Annotated in this window: 20 protein-coding genes; 10 read left to right on the top strand and 10 right to left on the bottom strand. The window is 43.8% G+C overall.

What is annotated here, in order from left to right:
- Window positions 1–108 precede the first annotated feature (108 nt).
- Window positions 109–510 carry a GFA family protein gene (locus tag NL645_RS04530; RefSeq protein WP_012842460.1) on the bottom strand — a complete coding sequence of 134 codons (402 nt, stop codon included), beginning with the start codon at window positions 508–510 and terminating at the stop codon, window positions 109–111.
- A gap of 203 nt (window positions 511–713) precedes the next feature.
- On the opposite strand from NL645_RS04530, the gene NL645_RS04525 reads away from it, so the two are divergent.
- Together NL645_RS04525 and NL645_RS04520 are read left to right on the top strand one after the other, a co-directional pair.
- A complete protein-coding gene (locus NL645_RS04525; RefSeq protein WP_203342804.1) occupies window positions 714–1,343 on the top strand; it encodes a hypothetical protein in 630 nt (209 codons plus the stop codon).
- A gap of 124 nt (window positions 1,344–1,467) precedes the next feature.
- Window positions 1,468–2,751 carry a peptidoglycan DD-metalloendopeptidase family protein gene (locus tag NL645_RS04520; protein ID WP_309248899.1) on the top strand — a complete coding sequence of 428 codons (1,284 nt, stop codon included), beginning with the start codon at window positions 1,468–1,470 and terminating at the stop codon, window positions 2,749–2,751.
- Window positions 2,752–2,858: 107 nt separating this feature from the next.
- Here the strand turns inward: NL645_RS04520 and NL645_RS04515 are convergent, their stop codons facing one another.
- Both NL645_RS04515 and NL645_RS04510 read right to left on the bottom strand, forming a co-directional pair.
- A complete protein-coding gene (locus tag NL645_RS04515) occupies window positions 2,859–4,679 on the bottom strand; it encodes a bifunctional diguanylate cyclase/phosphodiesterase (RefSeq protein ID WP_006742077.1) in 1,821 nt (606 codons plus the stop codon).
- Window positions 4,680–4,861: 182 nt separating this feature from the next.
- Window positions 4,862–5,749, bottom strand: a complete 888-nt coding sequence (locus NL645_RS04510; RefSeq protein ID WP_253651286.1) for a LysR family transcriptional regulator — start codon at window positions 5,747–5,749, stop codon at window positions 4,862–4,864.
- Window positions 5,750–5,854: 105 nt separating this feature from the next.
- Here NL645_RS04510 and NL645_RS04505 point away from each other — a divergent pair, with 105 nt between their 5' ends.
- The 3 genes from NL645_RS04505 to NL645_RS23090 all read left to right on the top strand — a co-directional run bounded on the left by NL645_RS04505 (window position 5,855) and on the right by NL645_RS23090 (window position 7,842).
- Window positions 5,855–7,048, top strand: a complete 1,194-nt coding sequence (locus tag NL645_RS04505; RefSeq protein WP_253651285.1) for a multidrug effflux MFS transporter — start codon at window positions 5,855–5,857, stop codon at window positions 7,046–7,048.
- A gap of 178 nt (window positions 7,049–7,226) precedes the next feature.
- The gene (locus NL645_RS04500) at window positions 7,227–7,574 is read left to right on the top strand and encodes a hypothetical protein (protein WP_005391198.1); all 348 of its coding nucleotides are present in this window, start codon (window positions 7,227–7,229) and stop codon (window positions 7,572–7,574) included.
- Between the two features lie 133 nt (window positions 7,575–7,707).
- Complete coding sequence (locus NL645_RS23090) at window positions 7,708–7,842, top strand: hypothetical protein (RefSeq protein WP_005391196.1); 135 nt, start codon at window positions 7,708–7,710, stop codon at window positions 7,840–7,842.
- Window positions 7,843–7,968: 126 nt separating this feature from the next.
- On the opposite strand, the gene NL645_RS04495 is transcribed toward NL645_RS23090, so the two are convergent.
- The 3 genes from NL645_RS04495 to NL645_RS04485 form a co-directional block, all read right to left on the bottom strand.
- Window positions 7,969–8,583: a glutaredoxin domain-containing protein gene (locus NL645_RS04495; protein WP_053809571.1), complete on the bottom strand. Its 615-nt coding sequence runs from the start codon at window positions 8,581–8,583 to the stop codon at window positions 7,969–7,971.
- Window positions 8,584–8,627: 44 nt separating this feature from the next.
- Window positions 8,628–9,485, bottom strand: a complete 858-nt coding sequence (locus NL645_RS04490) for a DMT family transporter (RefSeq protein WP_053809570.1) — start codon at window positions 9,483–9,485, stop codon at window positions 8,628–8,630.
- A gap of 464 nt (window positions 9,486–9,949) precedes the next feature.
- The gene (locus tag NL645_RS04485; protein WP_253651284.1) at window positions 9,950–10,921 is read right to left on the bottom strand and encodes a porin; all 972 of its coding nucleotides are present in this window, start codon (window positions 10,919–10,921) and stop codon (window positions 9,950–9,952) included.
- A gap of 74 nt (window positions 10,922–10,995) precedes the next feature.
- Here NL645_RS04485 and NL645_RS04480 point away from each other — a divergent pair, with 74 nt between their 5' ends.
- From NL645_RS04480 to NL645_RS04470, 3 genes are all read left to right on the top strand, one after another.
- A complete protein-coding gene (locus NL645_RS04480; protein ID WP_253651283.1) occupies window positions 10,996–11,274 on the top strand; it encodes a hypothetical protein in 279 nt (92 codons plus the stop codon).
- 256 nt (window positions 11,275–11,530) lie between these two features.
- Complete coding sequence (locus NL645_RS04475) at window positions 11,531–12,589, top strand: porin (RefSeq protein ID WP_005391188.1); 1,059 nt, start codon at window positions 11,531–11,533, stop codon at window positions 12,587–12,589.
- Window positions 12,590–12,810: 221 nt separating this feature from the next.
- Entirely contained in the window at window positions 12,811–13,425 is a 615-nt protein-coding gene (locus NL645_RS04470) for a fumarylacetoacetate hydrolase family protein (protein ID WP_065645772.1), read from the top strand.
- Here the strand turns inward: NL645_RS04470 and NL645_RS04465 are convergent.
- From NL645_RS04465 to NL645_RS04455, 3 genes are all read right to left on the bottom strand, one after another.
- Complete coding sequence (locus tag NL645_RS04465) at window positions 13,422–13,733, bottom strand: AzlD domain-containing protein (RefSeq protein WP_006742072.1); 312 nt, start codon at window positions 13,731–13,733, stop codon at window positions 13,422–13,424. The genes NL645_RS04470 and NL645_RS04465 overlap by 4 nt on opposite strands.
- A complete protein-coding gene (locus tag NL645_RS04460; protein ID WP_253651282.1) occupies window positions 13,733–14,443 on the bottom strand; it encodes an AzlC family ABC transporter permease in 711 nt (236 codons plus the stop codon). Before NL645_RS04460 ends, NL645_RS04465 begins: the two co-directional genes overlap by 1 nt.
- Before the next feature lie 79 nt (window positions 14,444–14,522).
- Window positions 14,523–15,350, bottom strand: a complete 828-nt coding sequence (locus NL645_RS04455; protein WP_006742070.1) for an AraC family transcriptional regulator — start codon at window positions 15,348–15,350, stop codon at window positions 14,523–14,525.
- A 230-nt stretch (window positions 15,351–15,580) separates the two neighbouring features.
- Here NL645_RS04455 and NL645_RS04450 point away from each other — a divergent pair, with 230 nt between their 5' ends.
- Together NL645_RS04450 and NL645_RS04445 are read left to right on the top strand one after the other, a co-directional pair.
- On the top strand, window positions 15,581–16,213 hold the full coding sequence (locus tag NL645_RS04450) for a LysE family translocator (protein ID WP_006742069.1): 633 nt from the start codon (window positions 15,581–15,583) through the stop codon (window positions 16,211–16,213).
- 79 nt (window positions 16,214–16,292) lie between these two features.
- On the top strand, window positions 16,293–16,715 hold the full coding sequence (locus NL645_RS04445; RefSeq protein ID WP_253651281.1) for a GNAT family N-acetyltransferase: 423 nt from the start codon (window positions 16,293–16,295) through the stop codon (window positions 16,713–16,715).
- A gap of 99 nt (window positions 16,716–16,814) precedes the next feature.
- Here the strand turns inward: NL645_RS04445 and NL645_RS04440 are convergent, their stop codons facing one another.
- The gene (locus tag NL645_RS04440; RefSeq protein ID WP_253651280.1) at window positions 16,815–18,509 is read right to left on the bottom strand and encodes a phospho-sugar mutase; all 1,695 of its coding nucleotides are present in this window, start codon (window positions 18,507–18,509) and stop codon (window positions 16,815–16,817) included.
- Between the last annotated feature and the right edge of the window lie 128 nt (window positions 18,510–18,637).

The raw sequence follows: 18,637 nt of genomic DNA, 5'->3' as shown, positions 1-18,637 counted from the left end.
CCGCGTTACGAAACCCCTTACAGTAAAACTCGGTTGATCATTCTCAAAAAAATCTCATTTATAGAGCTTTTGCGTTGACCGTGATAACGACATAGAGGGGGATTTCCCCTACCTGATGTGTTCCATTGTACATTCGAAACTCACCCATCCATGTTTCCTCTGTTCATAGATTGAAACCGTTGGTTGGTGGAACTCTTTATCAGTAAAAAGACCGACGGGAATGATCATGATTTCAGGAAATGTAGAGACCAATAAGCGCATTGTCGTGCCGCAAGAAGGGCAAAACTCATACTGAACCTCGCTGCCATCATCCCCCATTCGCGTATAGCAGGTGACCTCACCGTTTAAAGTTACGTGCTCTTTATCAAAGCGAGCCTGTACCCCAAACACACTGCCTGTCCGCTTTTGGCATTCAAAACAATGGCAGACAGACGTACGGATGGGTTCTCCCTTACAACGGAGCTCAACTAAACCGCAAGCGCATTCGCATGTATGAATGGTTGTTGTCATCGTGATTACCTATTCTTCCCAATACACCAATGAATTTGGAACACTGAGAGCAGTGTCAGTGGCAAGTTATGAACTCTGGGCTTGAAAATCATTTGGATACAGTCAGTTTAGTTTAATTTTGAAACACTTGAAGGGATGAAATCATTTGGGTATACAATGCTATACTCGCTTTTTCATTTATACCTTTAAACAAGGAAGTCTTCATGGCTCACAAAAGAATCCTGCCGATACCACTTATTCTTCTTATTCCGATCGTATTATTGGTCGTGGTTGTGATCGCGGGTGTTTATCGCTTTAGTTTGTCTGATGAAGAGATCATGGCTAAGTTCCCTCAAACGGAAGTAGAAACCAATGTTATTGTGCAAGAGACGCTGGGAATTACTTCACGCAACCCATGGACGATTCAAGTACCAGAGCAGGGAGCGGTCACTTTTCTTGATGAGTGGGATAAAGAAAACGGCTATTTGATAGGCGATTATGATGCAGGTGCGACAAAAGGTCAGGTACTCGTTCCAACTGCGTTTATTAGTCAGCGTGAGATTGAGAGTGTTTCATGGATTGCTGCACCGATGATTGTAACGACACAAGGTAGCGGTTCGTTTAACTATGTTGGCTTGTTCAAGTTTGACCCCGTGCCGAGCCGAGTTGTCCTTTTAGACAGTATTTTTGTCGGTGATCGCGTTAAATTTACCCAAATCACATGGGAAAGTGATGCCATTATCACGCTTTCATATTTAGCGCATGGTGACGATCAAGCAATGGCAGATACGCCAAATCAATTAAATTCATCCACATTAAAGCGTGTAGGGAATAACTTACATATGCAACAGTGATGAATTTTTTTTGAGTTCTGTAAAAATTCAGTGTTTTCTGCGCTAGATCTCGAAATTTCATAGTGATTTCTTATACGGGAATGCATAAGCTATGAGCCTTGTTTGAAAGGAGATAGTAATTCCCGTGTCTACAAATGAAATTACAAGACGGTTGCCGAATCTGACAAGTCGTAGAGCGCTGCTGGTATACTCCTTGCCAGTTTTAGTTGCGATTGGTGTTTCTCACTCTCTCAAAGAGTCATCTTTAACCAAAACCATCGCATTGAACCTGCCTGAATCTCAGGTCGTTGAAAAAATTCTTGATGCGACAACTGCCGAAGTTGTCACTCCCCCGAACTTCGAATATCAAATCCAAGCTGGTGACAACCTAAGCACTATTTTTAGCCAGCTCGGTTTCGGTTACAGCTCGTTAATGAAAGTAATGGAAACGGATTTGAACTACCTTGCACTTGATACACTAAAGCCGGGCAATACGCTCCGTTTTTGGCGTGATGATGCGACAGGTGAGTTAGAGAAAATGGAACTGCAATTTTCTATTGCAGATAAAGTGGTCTACCAACTAAATAGTGATGGTAGCTATGACTTTACCGATATCTCGATTCCTGGCGTGTGGCGCCAAGAACCATTGGTTGGTGTTATTCAAGGCAGTTTCTCTTCTTCTGCAAGTCGATTAGGTCTAACGTCGGCAGAAGTGAGTCAAGTTGTGAGCTTACTCAAAGAGCAGCTCAACTTTGGGCGTGATCTTCGTGCAGGTGATCGATTTGAAGTCGTTCGTCGTTCGCAAAGCATCAATGGTATACCAACGGGCAAGAACGAAATTGAGGCGATTAAGATTTACAATCGCGGACGTGAAATCACAGCTTACCTTCATACCGATGGTCAATTCTACAATGCCAAAGGCGAGAGCTTGCAGCGCGCATTCCAGCGTTATCCTGTAAGTAGCCGTTGGCGTATCAGTTCTGGCTTCAATCCTAATCGCTTACATCCAGTAACGGGGCGTGTCGCGCCACACAACGGTACTGACTTTGCCGTACCAACCGGTACTCCAGTCGTTTCTACTGGTGACGGTACAGTGATCATGACTCGTAAACACCCTTATGCGGGTAACTACGTGGTTGTTGAGCATGGCAGCAAATACAAAACCCGTTACTTACACCTAAGTAAGATTCTGGTGAAGAAAGGGCAAAAGGTTTCTCGAGGCCAGCGTATCGGTCTTTCAGGTAAAACAGGTCGAGTGACAGGGCCACACCTTCACTATGAATTGATTGAATACGGCCGTCCAGTTAACGCCATGCGAGCAAACATCCCAATGGCGAGCTCTGTTCCTAAGAAAGAGATGGCAACCTTTGTCGCGAACAGAGATGAAATGGATAAGCTATTACGCGATAAAGAGAAAGCAGTGCTGTAACAAAGTACTTCGCTCAAAAAATAAAAAGAGACTAAGTATAGCTTGGTCTCTTTTACTTTATGCATTAGCTAGATTTACATTCCATGACCGTGGCTTGTTTAGAGCTCTTAGGCGCTCCGCACTTCACGTTCATTTATCAGGTGTACGATTTCATCAACACTGTGTGGGCGAGAGTAGAAATAGCCTTGAATGTAGTGGCAGCCCATTTCAATTAACTTTTGTAGTGCTCTATCGTCTTCTACGCCTTCGGCAATCAAATCCACATCAAGCAGTTCTGCTAATTGCGCTATCAAAAACACCACTTGTTCAGAGGTTGTATTTGAGAGCATGTTTTGAACGAAGGTTGCATCGATTTTAATGCTATCAATCGGATAATTGTGTATGTAATTCAAGCTGGAGTATCCCGTACCAAAATCATCCAACGCGACCTTAAAACCTAAGTACCGCAATGAGTTAAGTACCATCTGTTCACGGCCACTTTGCGAGAGTAAAACGGTCTCGGTGAGCTCTATAACAAAGTCTTTTGCTTCATGCTGATACTTTTCAACCATGTTAGTTAGGTGGTTAATATAGCGGTTAGAGTCGACCAGCTCATACGCAGAGCAATTGATAGAGAGTTTGACTTTGTATCCTAAGTTGGCTTCTAGCTCTTGTTTTGCGATACATGCGAGTTCAATAATACGTTCACCCAACTCGATAATCAGGCCTGATTGTTCGGCAGCTTCAATGAATTCCGCAGGGGAGATGTTTCCGTAAACATTGCTGTTCCAGCGGGCTAGGATTTCAAAGTAATTCCAGCGATCGCTTGTGATATCTACGATTGGCTGAACAACGACATACAACTCTTCGCTATCATGTATGTCAGCGCTAAGTTGAATGCGCATAGCTTCAATAAGCTGCGTTCTACGGTGATAAAGGGCGCTAAGGTGTGTGTCGTAATGCTGAATTCGTGTATCGCGATGTTTTTTACAGTCTTTGAGAGCGAGACTGGCATTCAAAATTAGCTCATCGCTGTTCAACATATGTACTGGTGCGCGCGCGATACCAATACTAACAGTGAAAGAAATTCGGTTAGATTTGTCGCTGTAGCCGCTTTCAATTTTGTCGAGTACTTCCTGACACACGGCGACAGGATCTTCGTCGTAAGTAATGAAGGCGAATTCATCTCCTGCGACACGAAAAGCGTTGTTTGGCGATGACAAGCTTTGTTGAATGGCGTTCGCCGTAAACTTAATGATTTGGTCGCCGATGTAGTTTCCGTTGATATCATTGATCGATTTAAAGTTATCGATGTCTAGGTAAGCCAAACTGAATGGACGAGTGGCCTGTTGCGTCAATGTCTCCAAGGTATCAGCTAAACAGCTACGGTTGAGCAGTCCAGTTAGGTTATCATGCGATACTTCATAGCTAAGCTGATTAAGAAGCTTATCTGAACGTTCACTGACCCACTTTTCACGTAAGCTGTGAATAATGACATTGGCATAAAAGCGGTGGAAGTCGAGGATATCTTGCGCTTCCTTAGCGTGGATGCTTCGGGTAAAGGTGGACAATAAAATTCCCAGAACCTCGCCATTTTGTGTCTTTAATGGCAGACCAATGTAAGCTTGAATACCATCCTCTTGAAACATCTGATCTTCAGGAAAGCGTTTGTAAACTTGGTCCTGATAGAAAATATGTTCGCCAATGTCTTTTGCCACTTTTTCACAGGGGGTGCCTGAAAGGTGGTAGCTTAGATTGTCTGTAATTTTTCCATTGCTAGCGAAGGAGATGGTATGAGCCGAATGTTGAAGATGCGCAACTTCTACAACGCAAGTGCAATGGCTCTGCAATTGTTGATGAATATCTAACGTGACTCGGTTTAGCTGAGCCGTGCCGTTTAGCTTCAATATTTCATCAATTTTGTGGAAACTGATTTGTACCTGACCCATTGAGCATTTCACCTAGCGTTGTGATTACCATATCGTGTGAGACACGAAGAATTATTATTTGATATGCATCAAATAAACTATCGGTTACTAAGGCGAATTTTTCAAATTTTGTGAACGAACAAATCATTACTTTCATGTTTTTATGCTTGAACCTCATCGATATATAGCGCTAGAAATTCAAGCTAAGCACGCTTCTCCTCTTCTAATCGCGATTTGAGATAATCGAGGAACAGCTTAGTCCGGGTATGTTGATAATCCAGCTTTGGATAGTAGGCATATACAGTGGCTTTATCCGCCGTGATATCGGGCAAGATAGGCACTAACGCTCCGGATTTGAGATCATCTTTGATCATGACGTTATTCGTCATCAGAATACCCATGCCTCTTTTGGCACCATGAAACAGCGCTTCTGGGTTGGTCGTGGCAAAGTTACCGGACAAGCTGATACGTTTGCCTCGATTGGTTTTGATTTCTCGTGAGGGCTTTTCACCCCAAATCAGGACATTATGCTCTGTCAGATCCTCAACGCATTGTGGGGTGCCATATTTTTTTAGGTAACTAGGCGCGGCGTAAAACTGGGCTTTATGTTCGAAAAGTGCGGTGGCTTTGAAACTTAGCGAATTAAGTTGCTCTAATTCCCGGCTAATAAACAGGTCTAAGCTTAGCTCTGGCAATTGGTCCGGTAGCGTTGTCGTTAATTGAAGCGTAATGTCTGGATATTTCTCAAGAAAATCATCTAGGTAATGCACCAAAAACTTAGAACCAACCGCCAGTGTCGCGCCAATTTTCAATAACCCCGCTGGTGATTGATTGACTGAGCGAGTTTCATCTAATACTGATTGCCATGAATCCAACTGATTTTTTGCTCGTTGATAAAACAGCGCACCAGCTTCGGTTTGGCTAATAGAGCGGGTCGTGCGTTTAAGTAGCTGAACGCCAATTTTATCTTCTAGCCATTGAACTCGTTTACTGATAGCTGAGCTGGTGGTATTGAGTTTCCGAGCTGCAGCATTAAAGCTACCTTCTTCGACCACACGAATATAACTCTTCACGCTTTGAATCCAGTCCATTGTGTCTCCTTGGGAATTAATTCCTTTCCAACTTAGCTGATTATCATCTTTGAGTATCAAATATACACTGTTTGCCATCAATCTGTCACAAAGTAGGAGGAACGTTTGCGTAAAACACCATTGTTATTAGCGATGATGATCATTGCCACAGGCCAAGTTGGCGTTAGTATTTATCTTCCTTCTTTACCATTGATTGGTCATGACTTGAATTTGCCGCAACATTCGATTCAGAATCTCGTCACACTATTTCTCGTTGGTTTCGGTATCTCTCAGCTTTTTTATGGCCCATTGTCTGATGCGATTGGTCGTCGACCAGTATTTATTCTGGGCCAAAGTGTGTACCTAGTTGGTACGGTTATTTGTATCGCCTTTTCGGACAACATTATTGCTCTTGAAGCGGGGCGGTTACTTCAAGGTTTGGGAGCGGGCAGTGCCTCGGTGCTTGGTCGCTCCGTATTGCGTGACAGTTATGACGGTATGCAATTAACCAAAGCGCTATCTTATATTTCAGTCACGGCATCTGTGATGCCAATTATTGCTCCGCTGTTTGGTGGTTGGATTGCTTTTCACCTGAGCTGGCATGCTGTCTTTGTGTTTGTGCTGATTTACTTAATGGCAATTTTTACGCTTGGTTTATTGGTGCTGCCAGAAACGCTGCCTTACCCGAAGCGAAAATTTAAAGTAGGCCAGGTGAGTGCAAATTATTTGCGCCTGTTAACGAATACTCAAGTGATTGGTAGTGCGAGCTACAACTGGCTTAGTTATTTGTCGGCTCTGGTAACGCTTTCCTTGTATCCATTTTTAATGCAACAAGAGTTAGGCTTAACGGCGGCAGATTACGGTTCTTTGATGATCATACCGTCAGTTGGTTTGCTGACGGGCAGCTTGGTGCTTAATTTGATCAACGCTCGTTACAAAGCTCAGCAAATCTTGCTGATGAGTTTCGCGATTGTTGCTATTGCTGGCTTCATATTGTTGGTTACACCCTTCAGTGTATTTGCATTACTAGTGGCATTTACGTGTTTAAGTTTTGCCCAAGGCATGTCGTTTCCGGTATCAATTAGTTTGTTGCTGTCGCCACATAAGCAACAGGCCGGAGCGGTTTCTGCGCTATCTGGATCAATTCAAATGTGTTTAGCCGGGTTGTTTGGCGGATACTTGGTAGATTCTTGGGTCACGAATCAAAACCAGCTTGGGGTGTTTTATTTGTTTATTGCGTTACTTTCTTGCTGTGTGCTTGCATTGAGTCAATTTCGTAAAGTACCCAAAGGGACGATTCAAGCAGAAACTTCCACCTGAATATACTTGCAACGAAAGAGGCAGCTTTCTAAAATGCGCTGCTAAATTAAGTCAGGATCATTGTGTATATTGAATGACTCAGTTTGAGAGGAAGAGGGCAATGCCTGATGCTACTCTCAAGTTTGGGGATACATTTCTGCCCAAATGACTATCCGATCTCTAATCGTTAGGTGAAAGAATGCAACAAAACGAATTTGAAACACTGGTAAAAGAAATTACTCAGCAAGAAAGCATGCCAAAGGCACTCGAAGTCTTGAAGGCGTGTGAGGAAGAAGAAGTTGCACAAGCGGCACAATCCCTAACGGGTCAGTTTGGTCTTGCAGAAGTTGATGGCGAGAAACGTATTTACCATATTACCACTCAAGAAGACGAGTCCGGAGAAGAGCAAGAATACGTGGAGCACGTCATGAATGAAGGCGATCACTTGATCAAGTTTGCTGCGTGGTTCTTTGAAACATTCTTTGAAATCAAACAGAAAGATACGTACGTCGCAGCGGGTAAAACATACCAACAACCTAAGCGATAGACGCCCGTTTCGAAAAAGTAATCAGAACCAACCTGAAAGTTAATTACAGAATAAATGTGACGTCAGTCTTGTTTTTATCTAATTGTGGTGTAAAATTACAACATAGTTAAGTCAATACATTCAGGAGAAGGTCATGGGTAACGAACTTGGTGGTGCTTATATTGGCCAGATGATTGCAAAAGACGCGATGCACAAAGCGCTTTACGGTAAAGCGAAGAAGAAAAAAGCTTCTGTTTTTGCTCGTGTTATGAAAAAACTGGCGAAATAATTTAAAAAGCCCTGATTGAAGAATCAGGGCTTTTTGCTTTTATCTGTCTTGTTTTTAGTGGCAGCCTACATATTGAACAACATTGGTAAACCACTACTCAAAGACGGATGGCATTTGAATCAAACGCTAAGCGGATTGGCTTGGTATCTCCACGACATTATTAGGCACTTTATCTAGCCCCTTTGCTGCTAACCACTTTTCTAAATCGTCAGCGCCTCCAACATACTTTCCATCCAACCAGATCTGCGGCACTGTTACCGGCGTTTTTTCTCCAATGATGGCTTTTACTTCGGGGATCATGCGATACAAAGCGGCGCTGTCTTTAACCACGTCATGATACTCGTATTGAACACCAGCATCGTCAAGTAGTTGTTTCGCTTTGACACAGTAAGGGCAGGTGGCTTTACCATAAACAATGTTGCCTTTTAGCTCATCGCGTTTGACCCATTCAGCGATAACTGATTGCACAAGCACGCCCCGGTTTAGCGCTTCTCCTTGGCTGACTACTTTTCCTTCGACAATAAGAATCGGTGCATGCCAGGCCCCTGCTTTTAATGGTTCCCACCAATGTGATAACCAATCTTTTACTTCCAGTTCAACGGGGACATCAGCGAGTTCGTTTTTAAAAGTATCCGTCAAAATATCTTTAGTTAACGTACATTCACCACAAGGAATATTGACTTTGAATGGACCCCAACTACCAGCCCAGCGGTACAGTGTAATTTTGATTGGTTGACTCATATGGTGTTCCTCATTTCCTTTCCTGAAAATATAGAACCTTGAAATTAGACTTTTCTTTCAACTAGCTTTGTCTTTTTCGATTCCCAGTGCGTAATAAACGCAATGGAGGCAATAATAATCGCGGCGCCTAGCCATAAACGACCAGGTGGTACCCAGCCAAACACCAACCAGCCAGCAACGACATTCAAAGGCAGTTTTGCGTGATCAAATGGTTGCACAAACGAGGCGTCTGCAACTGCGTACGCTTTAACGATAGCCCATTGAGCGAGTGCTGTAAGCGCGCCTGCGGCTAAAAGTACGCCCCATATCGTCCAGGTATTTGGCATCGTAAATGTCGGTATTGCCAATAAGATATTAAACGGCGTTATCAGCAGTAATAAATAGACAACCATGGTTGAGGGCGGATCGTTGACCGACATTTTCTTTACCATCAGAGAATACGCTGCCCAGAAAAATGCGGCGCCAACAGGAAGCAGGGTCGCCCATGTAAATGAATCTGCCCACGGTTCAAGAATGATCATAGCACCAACAAACCCTGTTAATGTTGCTAACCAGCGTGCAGTACCTACTTTCTCTTTGAGTAACAAGCCAGATCCAACCGTTGCAAATAATGGAGAGGTCATCAGCAGCGCAATGCCTTGCCAAATCGGAACTGGATAAGCGAGTGCCCAAAGCCAAAGCTGAATCCCGATAACAGAGAGAAAAATACGGAAGGCATGCCAACCAAAGTGTTGGGTTCTTAGTGAGCGTCTAATTCCAAGTGTACGCAGATAGGGCAGAATGACAAATAAGGCAATAGCGTATTGGAATAATGCGAATGTGGTGGAAGAGACACCAAAGTTGATGCTAGCAATTTGGGCGAAGCTGTTCACTATGGCGAATGCCAAGCCAGCTGTTAGCATCCAGGACGCACCTTGAACAGGATGATGATTCAATTGAAAAATTCCAGTTTGATAGAGGTGGCGGGATCATACGTCCTATTGTTTTTCGCGCCAATAAAAAAATGCCTCCCAGAGGGAGGCGACATTACCAATTCAAAGGACGTGCCTGTTATAACAGGTACAAAGAACGAGAAGCACAAACGCTGCCATGCATTTGCATAAATAATATTGCAGAACGCGTGCCAATTTTTATCTATTTGATTTTAATTGTCTTTTTATTTTAGTTCGGTTGGCTATTAGGAGAAATGCACTAACTTAGTGACAAATCGCATTAAAAGAGGGCAGAAGTATGAGTCGCTACGCTCCTTTTTCATTGCTGAGCGATGCTTGGATAGTGTGAAAACTTATTGAGTTATCTTGGGTTACACAAAAAATGGCCAGCAAAGGTGCTGGCCAAGTGGACTCGCTCTTAGGACAAGAGTGAATTAGAAATCGTAACGTACGCCTAGGCGCAGTGTATCTTCGCCTTCTGTTACTAGACCTGTTGTTGCATCTTTTGCTTCGTCAAGTTGGTTGATGTAGTAAGACAGGTAAGTACGGAAGTTGCTGTTTAGTTTGTAGTAACCAACAAGCTCGATACCTTCAACGGTGTCGTATTTTGAACCGTTGTCTGGATCATTCTCTTGAGCTGTGTATAGCGCAGCAAGTGTCACTTTGCTCGCTACTTTGTAACTTGCGACTAGCTCGTAAGCCGTAAAGTCTTCAGCGTCAGTCAGGGACCCTTGAGAATAAGTACCTGCTAGGTATAGGTTATCCATCGAGTAAGCGATACCACCTAGAACTTGATCTTCAGAGTTGTCTTTATCTACGTCGCCACCAGAATATGCAAGACCGAAGTCTAGGCCCATTGGCAGTGAGTACATTCCAGAGATGCCGTATTTATCTTCGTTATCACTAGAGTTTGCTTGGTAGGTTGCTTGTAGTTGTAGTGCATCAAACGCACCACGGTATGCGAAAACGCTGTCTTGCTTATCAGAAGAGGAATCGATAACTTGCTGAACACCAGAGAACTCAGTGATATCCGTCATGTCAGAGATGATGACTGCAGCCATGTCTTGACGACCTACAGAGAAAGCACCGATATCAGAGTCGACACCTGCATACATGTAGCGGTTTTTGAATTCACTCTTGCCCGTTTTTTGCTCGGCTTCGTAAACACCGAATGCAGAAAGGCCATTGCCGATGTCCGTTTTACCTTTTAGATTAAGACGAGCGCGGCTTTTATCTTCCATTGAGCCTTCAACTTCAGCACCACCTGAACCGATGAAGTCACCACGGAACTCAACGCGGCCGCCAACTTTTAATTCAGTACCGTCGTTTTTGTATACTGTTGCTGCGAATGATGGTGCTGATACCAATGCTGTAAGAATTGCAGTAGTTAGTGCTGCCTTTTTCATTTTCTTATTACCCTAGTTGTAATCGATGGGCTTTCTTGCCCGATGTGTTGATGACGCTAAGGTAAACGCTGAAAATGAAAGATAGATTTCTGTTAAGTTATGATTTGATTGCACTTTTATTGCTGGCGAGAATAAGTGTCCCTTCTTATATCTCTTATAAAAAGAAAGGTTTTAGCTTTTTTGAGGTTTTTCTGCCTTCTATTGGAGACCGTGCTTTTTTCAAAAAGTTCCTGAACCTATTTTTGCTCCAAAATGTAAGTAAATATTTCATTTTGACGGGAAAGTCATTTTCAAAAGTTGGGGATCATCAAGTATTTGTGAGCGCTATCTCGTTAAAGCATTTCTTTTTGTAAGGTTTTTACGTCTGGATTTTTTTCGGATAAGTAAACGTTTGCTTTTTAGTTTTTTGCTGAGAATTTTTCACTCGGTTATCAGGAACTAATCAAATAAAGTGTCGGCAGTTGTTACACAAAGGTAAATCCATTCTGGCGGAAAAGATGCCCCAGAGGGCCTTTGTATTCCTTTCTGTGTTCATCATTTCGTTTTACGAAAGTGAATCAGAGCTGGGTCTAAAACTGACTAACCAACTAATAAGTAATGGATTTAGAAATGAATAAAAAATTATTAGCAGCGGCAATCGCAGCAGCAACTTTCGGCACTCAAGCAGTGGCAGTGGAACTTTATAATAACGATGGCACAACATTTTCGATGGGCGGCCACGTTTCTGTTAACCTAAATGGTTCAGAGCAAGGTGACACGGATGTTGGTACTAACTCTCCTCGTATCAATATCTCTGCGACACAAGATTTAGGCAATGGCTTCACCGCAGACGCACGTGGTGAATGGGCTCTAAACTACTTAGATGGCGGTGAAGAGTCGTTTAAAACTCGTCTAGGTTACTTAGGTTTAACACATGAGGTTTACGGTCGTGCAGTAGGTGGTACGCAATGGTCACCTTACTATGATGTAGCAGGCATCGCGGATATGCCAATTGCGTTTGCGAATGACTTCATTTACGACGATCACGGAAACCTAGGCACAGGTCGTGCGGATAAAATGCTGTCTTATCGAAATGGCTTTGATTTAGGCGAAGCAGGTGTGATTAACGTTGGTCTTGGATGGCAAGGCGCAAATGATGATTACACGCGTAACGACGCAGGTACTATCACTGGTGGTCTTAAATACGATGACCGCATGCAAGTTGCGCTTTCTTACGCAATCATGGGCGCGAAAATTGGCTACTCATACAACGGTGGTGACTTCCAACACCCTGCTTACACAGGTAAACACACCGCGGAATCACATGTTGTGTCTGCATCTTACGGCGCTTACGGTCAAGGTCTGTTCCTTGCCGCGGTATATGGTTCAAATGAAAATATGAACTTCAGTGTAAATGGCGACCGTTTGGCGGAAAGTGATGCGTACGAAGCGATCATCGCATACGCTCTAGCGAACAGCTTAAACTTGAGCGTTAACTACGAGATGGTTGAAGGTAAAGAGTTCAAAAATTCTAAAACAGAAACCGCTCGTGAGGAAATGGCACTGCAGGCAGAGTACAACTTCACGCCTAAATTTGTTGGTTACGCGGGTTACCAGTTTGACCTAAATGATGACCATGGTCGTGAAACTGATGACAAATGGGCGATAGGTGCTCGTTACTACCTATAATAGGATTTAGCGAGAACAATCATTCACCCTTATTGATTTAAAGCCAGCCTCGTGCTGGCTTTTTTGTCTATTTGTTTTGTAAATACCGTGATGTTTCAATTAGATGATACAAAACTCAAAACGGGGTGAATGTCTTATTTTTCACACTAGAGGATGGGATTTAGTGTCGTTAAGTCAATAGGTTAGATTATGATGAGGTTTTTGTTTTGCAGGGAAGAGCGATGAGCGTTATTCAAGTTGAAGAAAAGAAAGTAGAAGTGGGTAAAGTGCTTTGTGTTGGGCGAAATTACGTTGAACATATTCATGAGCTTGATAATGCGATACCTGAGCAAATGGTGGTATTTAATAAACCCGCGACTTCCGTATCGACGACTCTGCGTTCATTTCATCAAGAGCCTCTTCATTACGAGGCTGAAATCTGTTTTCTGATCAAAGATGGACGTTATTCAGCGGTCGGTTTGGGATTGGATCTGACCAAGCGCGGTTTGCAGTCTTCACTTAAACAACAAGGGTTGCCCTGGGAGCGTGCTAAAGCGTTTGATGGCTCCGCAGTGTTTAGTCGATTTGTCTCTTTGGATAACATTGATATTAATGATCTTAACCTAGAGCTCTTGATTAACTGCGTTCGTGTACAAAAAGGTCACGTTAACCAGATGCTCTATCCGCCGCTAACCATTTTGGATGAATTAACGAGTTACACAACACTTCAAGATGGCGATGTGGTAATGACCGGCACACCAAAAGGAGTTGGTGAGGTGCATAAAGGTGACATCTTCCTTGGACGATTAAAGTGTGGTGATGTCACCTTGTTGGAGATTGAGTGGGTGGCGGATTAAAGCCAAATTCGCAGAACGAGAAATACCACCATGCTGATCACCGTCGTTAAAAGAACATTTTTAGTAAAGTACGCGATTAACGCAGCCAGCAAGGCAGCCAATAAAAATGGGTTGTGCACATTCACGCTGAGTGCTCCATCGGGAATGAAAACGATAGGCGCCCAGATCGCAGTGAGTACCGCAGGGCTGGCGTAGTTGAGCACTTTTTGTGTACGTGTCCCTAATCGCAGTGGTAGCTTGGGTTCTAAAAACAAGTAGCGGCTGGTGAAAACAAGTCCCGTCATCAGTAAAATAGACAACATGATCATTAGTGTTTCTCCTGTACTTGTTCCACAAAGTAGCCTGTAAGCATGGCTAAAATGCTCGAAATCATCAAACTTCCTTCCACTTGGTAATAGGTTAGGGCGACCGAGCTCACTAATGCCACGACAACACTCGCGAGCACCGCCATATTTTTAATAGTCGGAACTACAATTGCGATAAAAGTCGCGGCCACAGCAAATTCCAATCCCATTTCGTTCAGTTCAGGGATCAGGCTTCCCGCAATAATGCCCGTCAATGTCGCGATATTCCAAAACAGGTAAAAACTCAAACCAGCCCCAAGCGCATACCAGCGATTAAATTGTTTATCGGAATGATGACCTACAATCGCAAACAGCTCATCAGTGAGTAAGAATCCGAGTGATAACCGCCATTTAAGAGGAAGTGGTGCAATTTTACTGCGCATCGATACACTGTAGAGGAAGTGTCGAGAGGTGATAAAAAACGTTGTTAGTAACATGGTTACTAGACCTGCCCCCGATTTAATCATCCCCATCGCGACGAGCTGCGCGGAACCTGCGAACAGAATGGCGGATAGTGCTTGTCCTTCCAAAGGGTGAAGCCCAGTATCAATCGCGAATGAGCCTGCGAGCAAACCCCAAGGTAACACCGCGATACTTAGTGGCATCATCGCAAGTGTGCCTTGCCAAAATAACGCAGCTTTTGATTCTTCTTGTAACGACAAAGTGTGGTCCATAGTTTCTTCTTAGTTATTCCTAAATCAGGCTACCAAGATAGCTCGGTAGTCGCATAACGCCTTGTACAATATTGCTGCTTTAGCTGTGACGGACGTATTGGCCGGGAGTGACGCCCATGGCTTTTTTAAAGTGTCGATGCAGATGGCTTTGATCATGGAAGCCACATTCTTGTGCCACATCTGAAATTTTTTGTCCCATTTTTAGTAGCTTCTTCGCCATACGTAAACGTTGCTGAATTTGATAAGCATGGGGAGGGAAGCCAAACTGTTTTTGAAACTCTCTTAGCAAATGAAAAGGGCTTAACCCAGCCAGTTTTGCGAGCTCTTCTAGCGAGACGTCCGTTTGCGGGAAGTCTTCCAAAAACTCTTTGACCAACTGTATTTGTCGCTGAGCTCTGGTTGATTCTTTGAGCGGTGCCCGGTGGGTGCTGTGTTTGCTGGCTAGTTTGATCAACGTGCCGTAAATCAAAGTTTCTCGTAGTAGTCGGTTGTCTGATTTTTCTAGCGTTTCAAACACCAATCGCAACTGACTAGCCAGCTCAGGATCGTAAACCACAGGTTGAGGAAAATAGGGCAGAGCTACATTTGGTGAACCAAGCTCTTGCCCCAAGGTCTGAAACTGCTGTGGTACGGGGTACATTGCTTTGTATTCCCAACCGCCTTCTGAGGCCGAATGCCCGTTGTGTACTTCATCTGCATTTACAAGGATGATGCTGTCCTGTGGCGCGATATGATTTCCGCCTGTTCGAAAGAACTGCTGTGCTCCCTTCTCGATGACGCCAATAGTGTAACCTTCGTGGCTATGGCGTGAAAAATTCTGCTTCTCATACTTTGCATCGAGAAGTTCTAAACCGCCGAGCTCTTGAGCTATCTTGAAGGTAGCGATTTCCTTATTCTTTTCTTTCATCTTTATCCGGTCTGCTCAAGAAAATCATCTTAGAAGTGTAACGGATCCATCGTGCTTATTTTTGTACAAAATTGCTATTCGATTTTTATAAATAGGCGAATTGATTGTTATTTCTCGTCCTAGCAAACTATGATTTTTATTTTCTGAATTATCTTGGTGATTTTGGGCTGGCTGTTGTCATTTTGTTGGTATAACATTCGCCGCTTTGTTGTAGAAAAAGCGGTTCCATCATGATTGATTTATCTGTACTTCCTGTTTATCTCACCGCAGTAGTGGCTTTGTTGCTGTTACCAGGGCCCGATATGTTGCTTATCGCGAGCTCTAGTATGAGTTACGGTAAGAAGGTCGGTCTGTTTGCTAGCTTAGGCAATGCGACGTCTGGTGTTATTCTTACTTTGCTTGCTGCAATGGGAGTATCTACCCTGATTGCAATGAGCCCAATCGCCCTTAAAGTCCTTCATCTCTTAGGTGGCGCTTACTTGTTAAAAATGGGTTGGGACTGCTTACGAGCTGAGGCATCTTCGGCTCCAGAACTTGATAATCAAAACAAAATGGCATCAACTTATTATCAACGTGCCTTAATGAGTAATTTGCTTAATCCTAAAGCGTTGGTATTTTTTGTGATGTTTTTGCCGCAGTTTGTCTCAAGCAATATCACAGCGTCTTCTGGTGAGCAAATGTTGGCACTAGGGTTACTGTTGAACGTTCTTGGCTTATCATTCAACTTATTACTTGTTGGGCTGGCAGGCACATTGGGTAAGGGGCTGCTCGAGAACGAAAAATTCCGCACGTATCAACATAAATTAATGGGTTTAGTGTTCGTTATTCTAGCGTTGTGGATGCTGAGCAGTTTCGCCTTGTAAAGTTATCATATTCCACCAGAAAGCCAGCAATTGCTGGCTTTTTGTTTTAGGATATTGGTGTTTCCTAAGGAGAGGATGTATGAAGCTTGAATTTTGTTTAAATCCAGATCAAACAGACCTTGATTTTGTTCGTGAAGGTATTCGATCTTATAACCGACTGCATTTACCTGAAGGGCAAGTGCATGCTGTAGGCTGTTTCGCAAAAGATGAGAATGGCAAGATCATGGGTGGCTTGACTGGCGAAATGTTTAAAAATACGATGTTTGTTGAGTTTTTGTGGGTAGATGCTGAAAGTCGGACATCTGGTCTCGGTAGCCAGTTAATGTCAATGTTAGAAGAAAAAGTAAAGCCTCACGGGGTTACCCATGTTTATTTGGATACCTACAGCTTCCAAGCTCTCGAATTCTATCTCAAATTGGGTTTTGAAAAAGTAGGGCAGTACTCAGGCTATCCTGCAGAGGGCATCCACAAGTACTTTCTACAAAAGGAAATTGTAGGCTAGGGAAAAGCACGGGCTAGCTTGACTTGTTCTAGTTAAAATCAAAAAAGAGGCGCGAATTTGCGCCTCTTGTTGTATCAAATATCTATGTTTCTCTTTGACTTACAAACTTTGCTGGTGCGCGTCGATAAGTTCGTTCATCTTCGCTTCTGCCGCTTGCTGTGCTTGTTCATAGCTCATATCCGCAGGGAAGAGGTTGATGACTTCGTAGTAACATTTTAGTTTTGGCTCAGTACCAGAAGGACGAACAATCACGCGTGATTGATCTTCTAGGTGATAAATCAATACGTCACTTGCCGGTAAGTCAATGGATTCTTCAGAGCCGTCGTCAAACATGCGAACCGATGTTTTTAGATCTTCGGTTACTGCAACTTTTTTACCAGCAATCTCTGTTGGTGGGTTTGCACGGAGCTTGTCACCGATTGGTGGAGAGTTCGGGTCGAGAGCGATACTGCGCTGCGCGTTGAAGTAGAAACCGTGCTCGCGGTACAGTTCTTCCAGTTTATCCCATAGTGTTTTGCCTTGAGCTTTAAGTTTACCTGTTAGCTGGGCAAATGCGACGATTGCAGATAAACCATCTTTATCCCACACCTTATTACCCACGGTATAACCGAGCGCTTCTTCATAAGCAAACAAGAATGGATTGGCTTCTGTCTCTTGCTCCATGGCAACGTTAGTAAGCCATTTGAAGCCTGTTAACGTTTGGTAGTATTGGGCGCCATGAGCTTTGGCAATGCTACTCAGCATTCTTGATGATACGATGGTGTTGCCAACCAGAGCATTAGGTTGCTGTTCTAGCAAGTAATCGCCAAACAGTGAACCCACTTGGTCGCCGGTTAACATCTGATATTCGCCATCTGGGCGTTTGACCGCCACTGCAAAACGGTCTGCATCTGGATCGTTAGCGCAAGCGATATCTGCATCTACGGACTTACCTAATGCCATCACCATATCCATTGCACCGGCTTCTTCAGGGTTTGGGAAGTTGACGGTTGGGAAGCTGCCATCAGGTTCGCGCTGTTCCTTAACACTTGCCACTTTTTTGAAGCCAGCGTCTGCGAGGAGCGTTTCCGCCATATTCGCGCCAACGCCATGCATCGCAGTGTAAGCGATAGAAATATCGGTGTTGTTGTCAGGAGTAAGCAGCGCGTTTTCGTTCATCGTTTTACGGTAAGTTTGGTAGTAGTCGTCTTCCAACCAAACTAACAAACCGTGCTGTTTTGCATCATCGAGAGACATTAAAGGTAATGGCTTCGTTGTTGCGTCATCAATTTTCGCTGCGATTCCAGAGTCGTGTGGAGGAATGATTTGTGCGCCATTCTCCCAATATACTTTAAAGCCATTGTACTCTGGTGGATTGTGGCTAGCGGTAACAACAACAGCGGCCGCAGCATTCAATGTACGGACACCAAATGCAACAATTGGGGTTGCTGCAACGTCATACGTTAGGTAAACCTTGATGCCAAGGGCAGTCAGTACGGAAGCGGTATCATGCGCGAATTGTTTCGAATCAGGACGACCGTCGTAGCCAATAACGACACCACGACTTGTGGCATCTTTGACTTGCTCTAGCAAATAGTTTCCTAGGCCAGTGGCTGTCTCTTGGATCACCAAACGGTTCATTCGGTTTGGACCTGCGCCCACTTTGCCGCGTAACCCTGCTGTACCAAAGGCAAGGCGCGATCCAAAGCGATCAGTAAGCTCTTGTTCATTATTTGTATCGACGAGGTGTTGTAGCTCTTCGCGAGTCTTAGGATCAGGGTCTCGTTCTAGCCATTGAGTAATTAGTGCTGTCATATCAATCATTCCTTAGTAGGGGGCGCCTACTTTCTTGGACACTTCGTTTTGTAAGTATCTCAATGTTTTCTTTTAAATTAATGTAAATGGTTCTCAATTACATTTCAAAGAGGGCAATCGATAAACCG

The sequence above is a fragment of the Vibrio sp. Y51_MX_L26 genome (genome assembly GCF_024181935.1).
Lineage (GTDB): Bacteria > Pseudomonadota > Gammaproteobacteria > Enterobacterales > Vibrionaceae > Vibrio > Vibrio diabolicus.
This window is presented reverse-complemented; position numbering and strand designations above follow the sequence as displayed.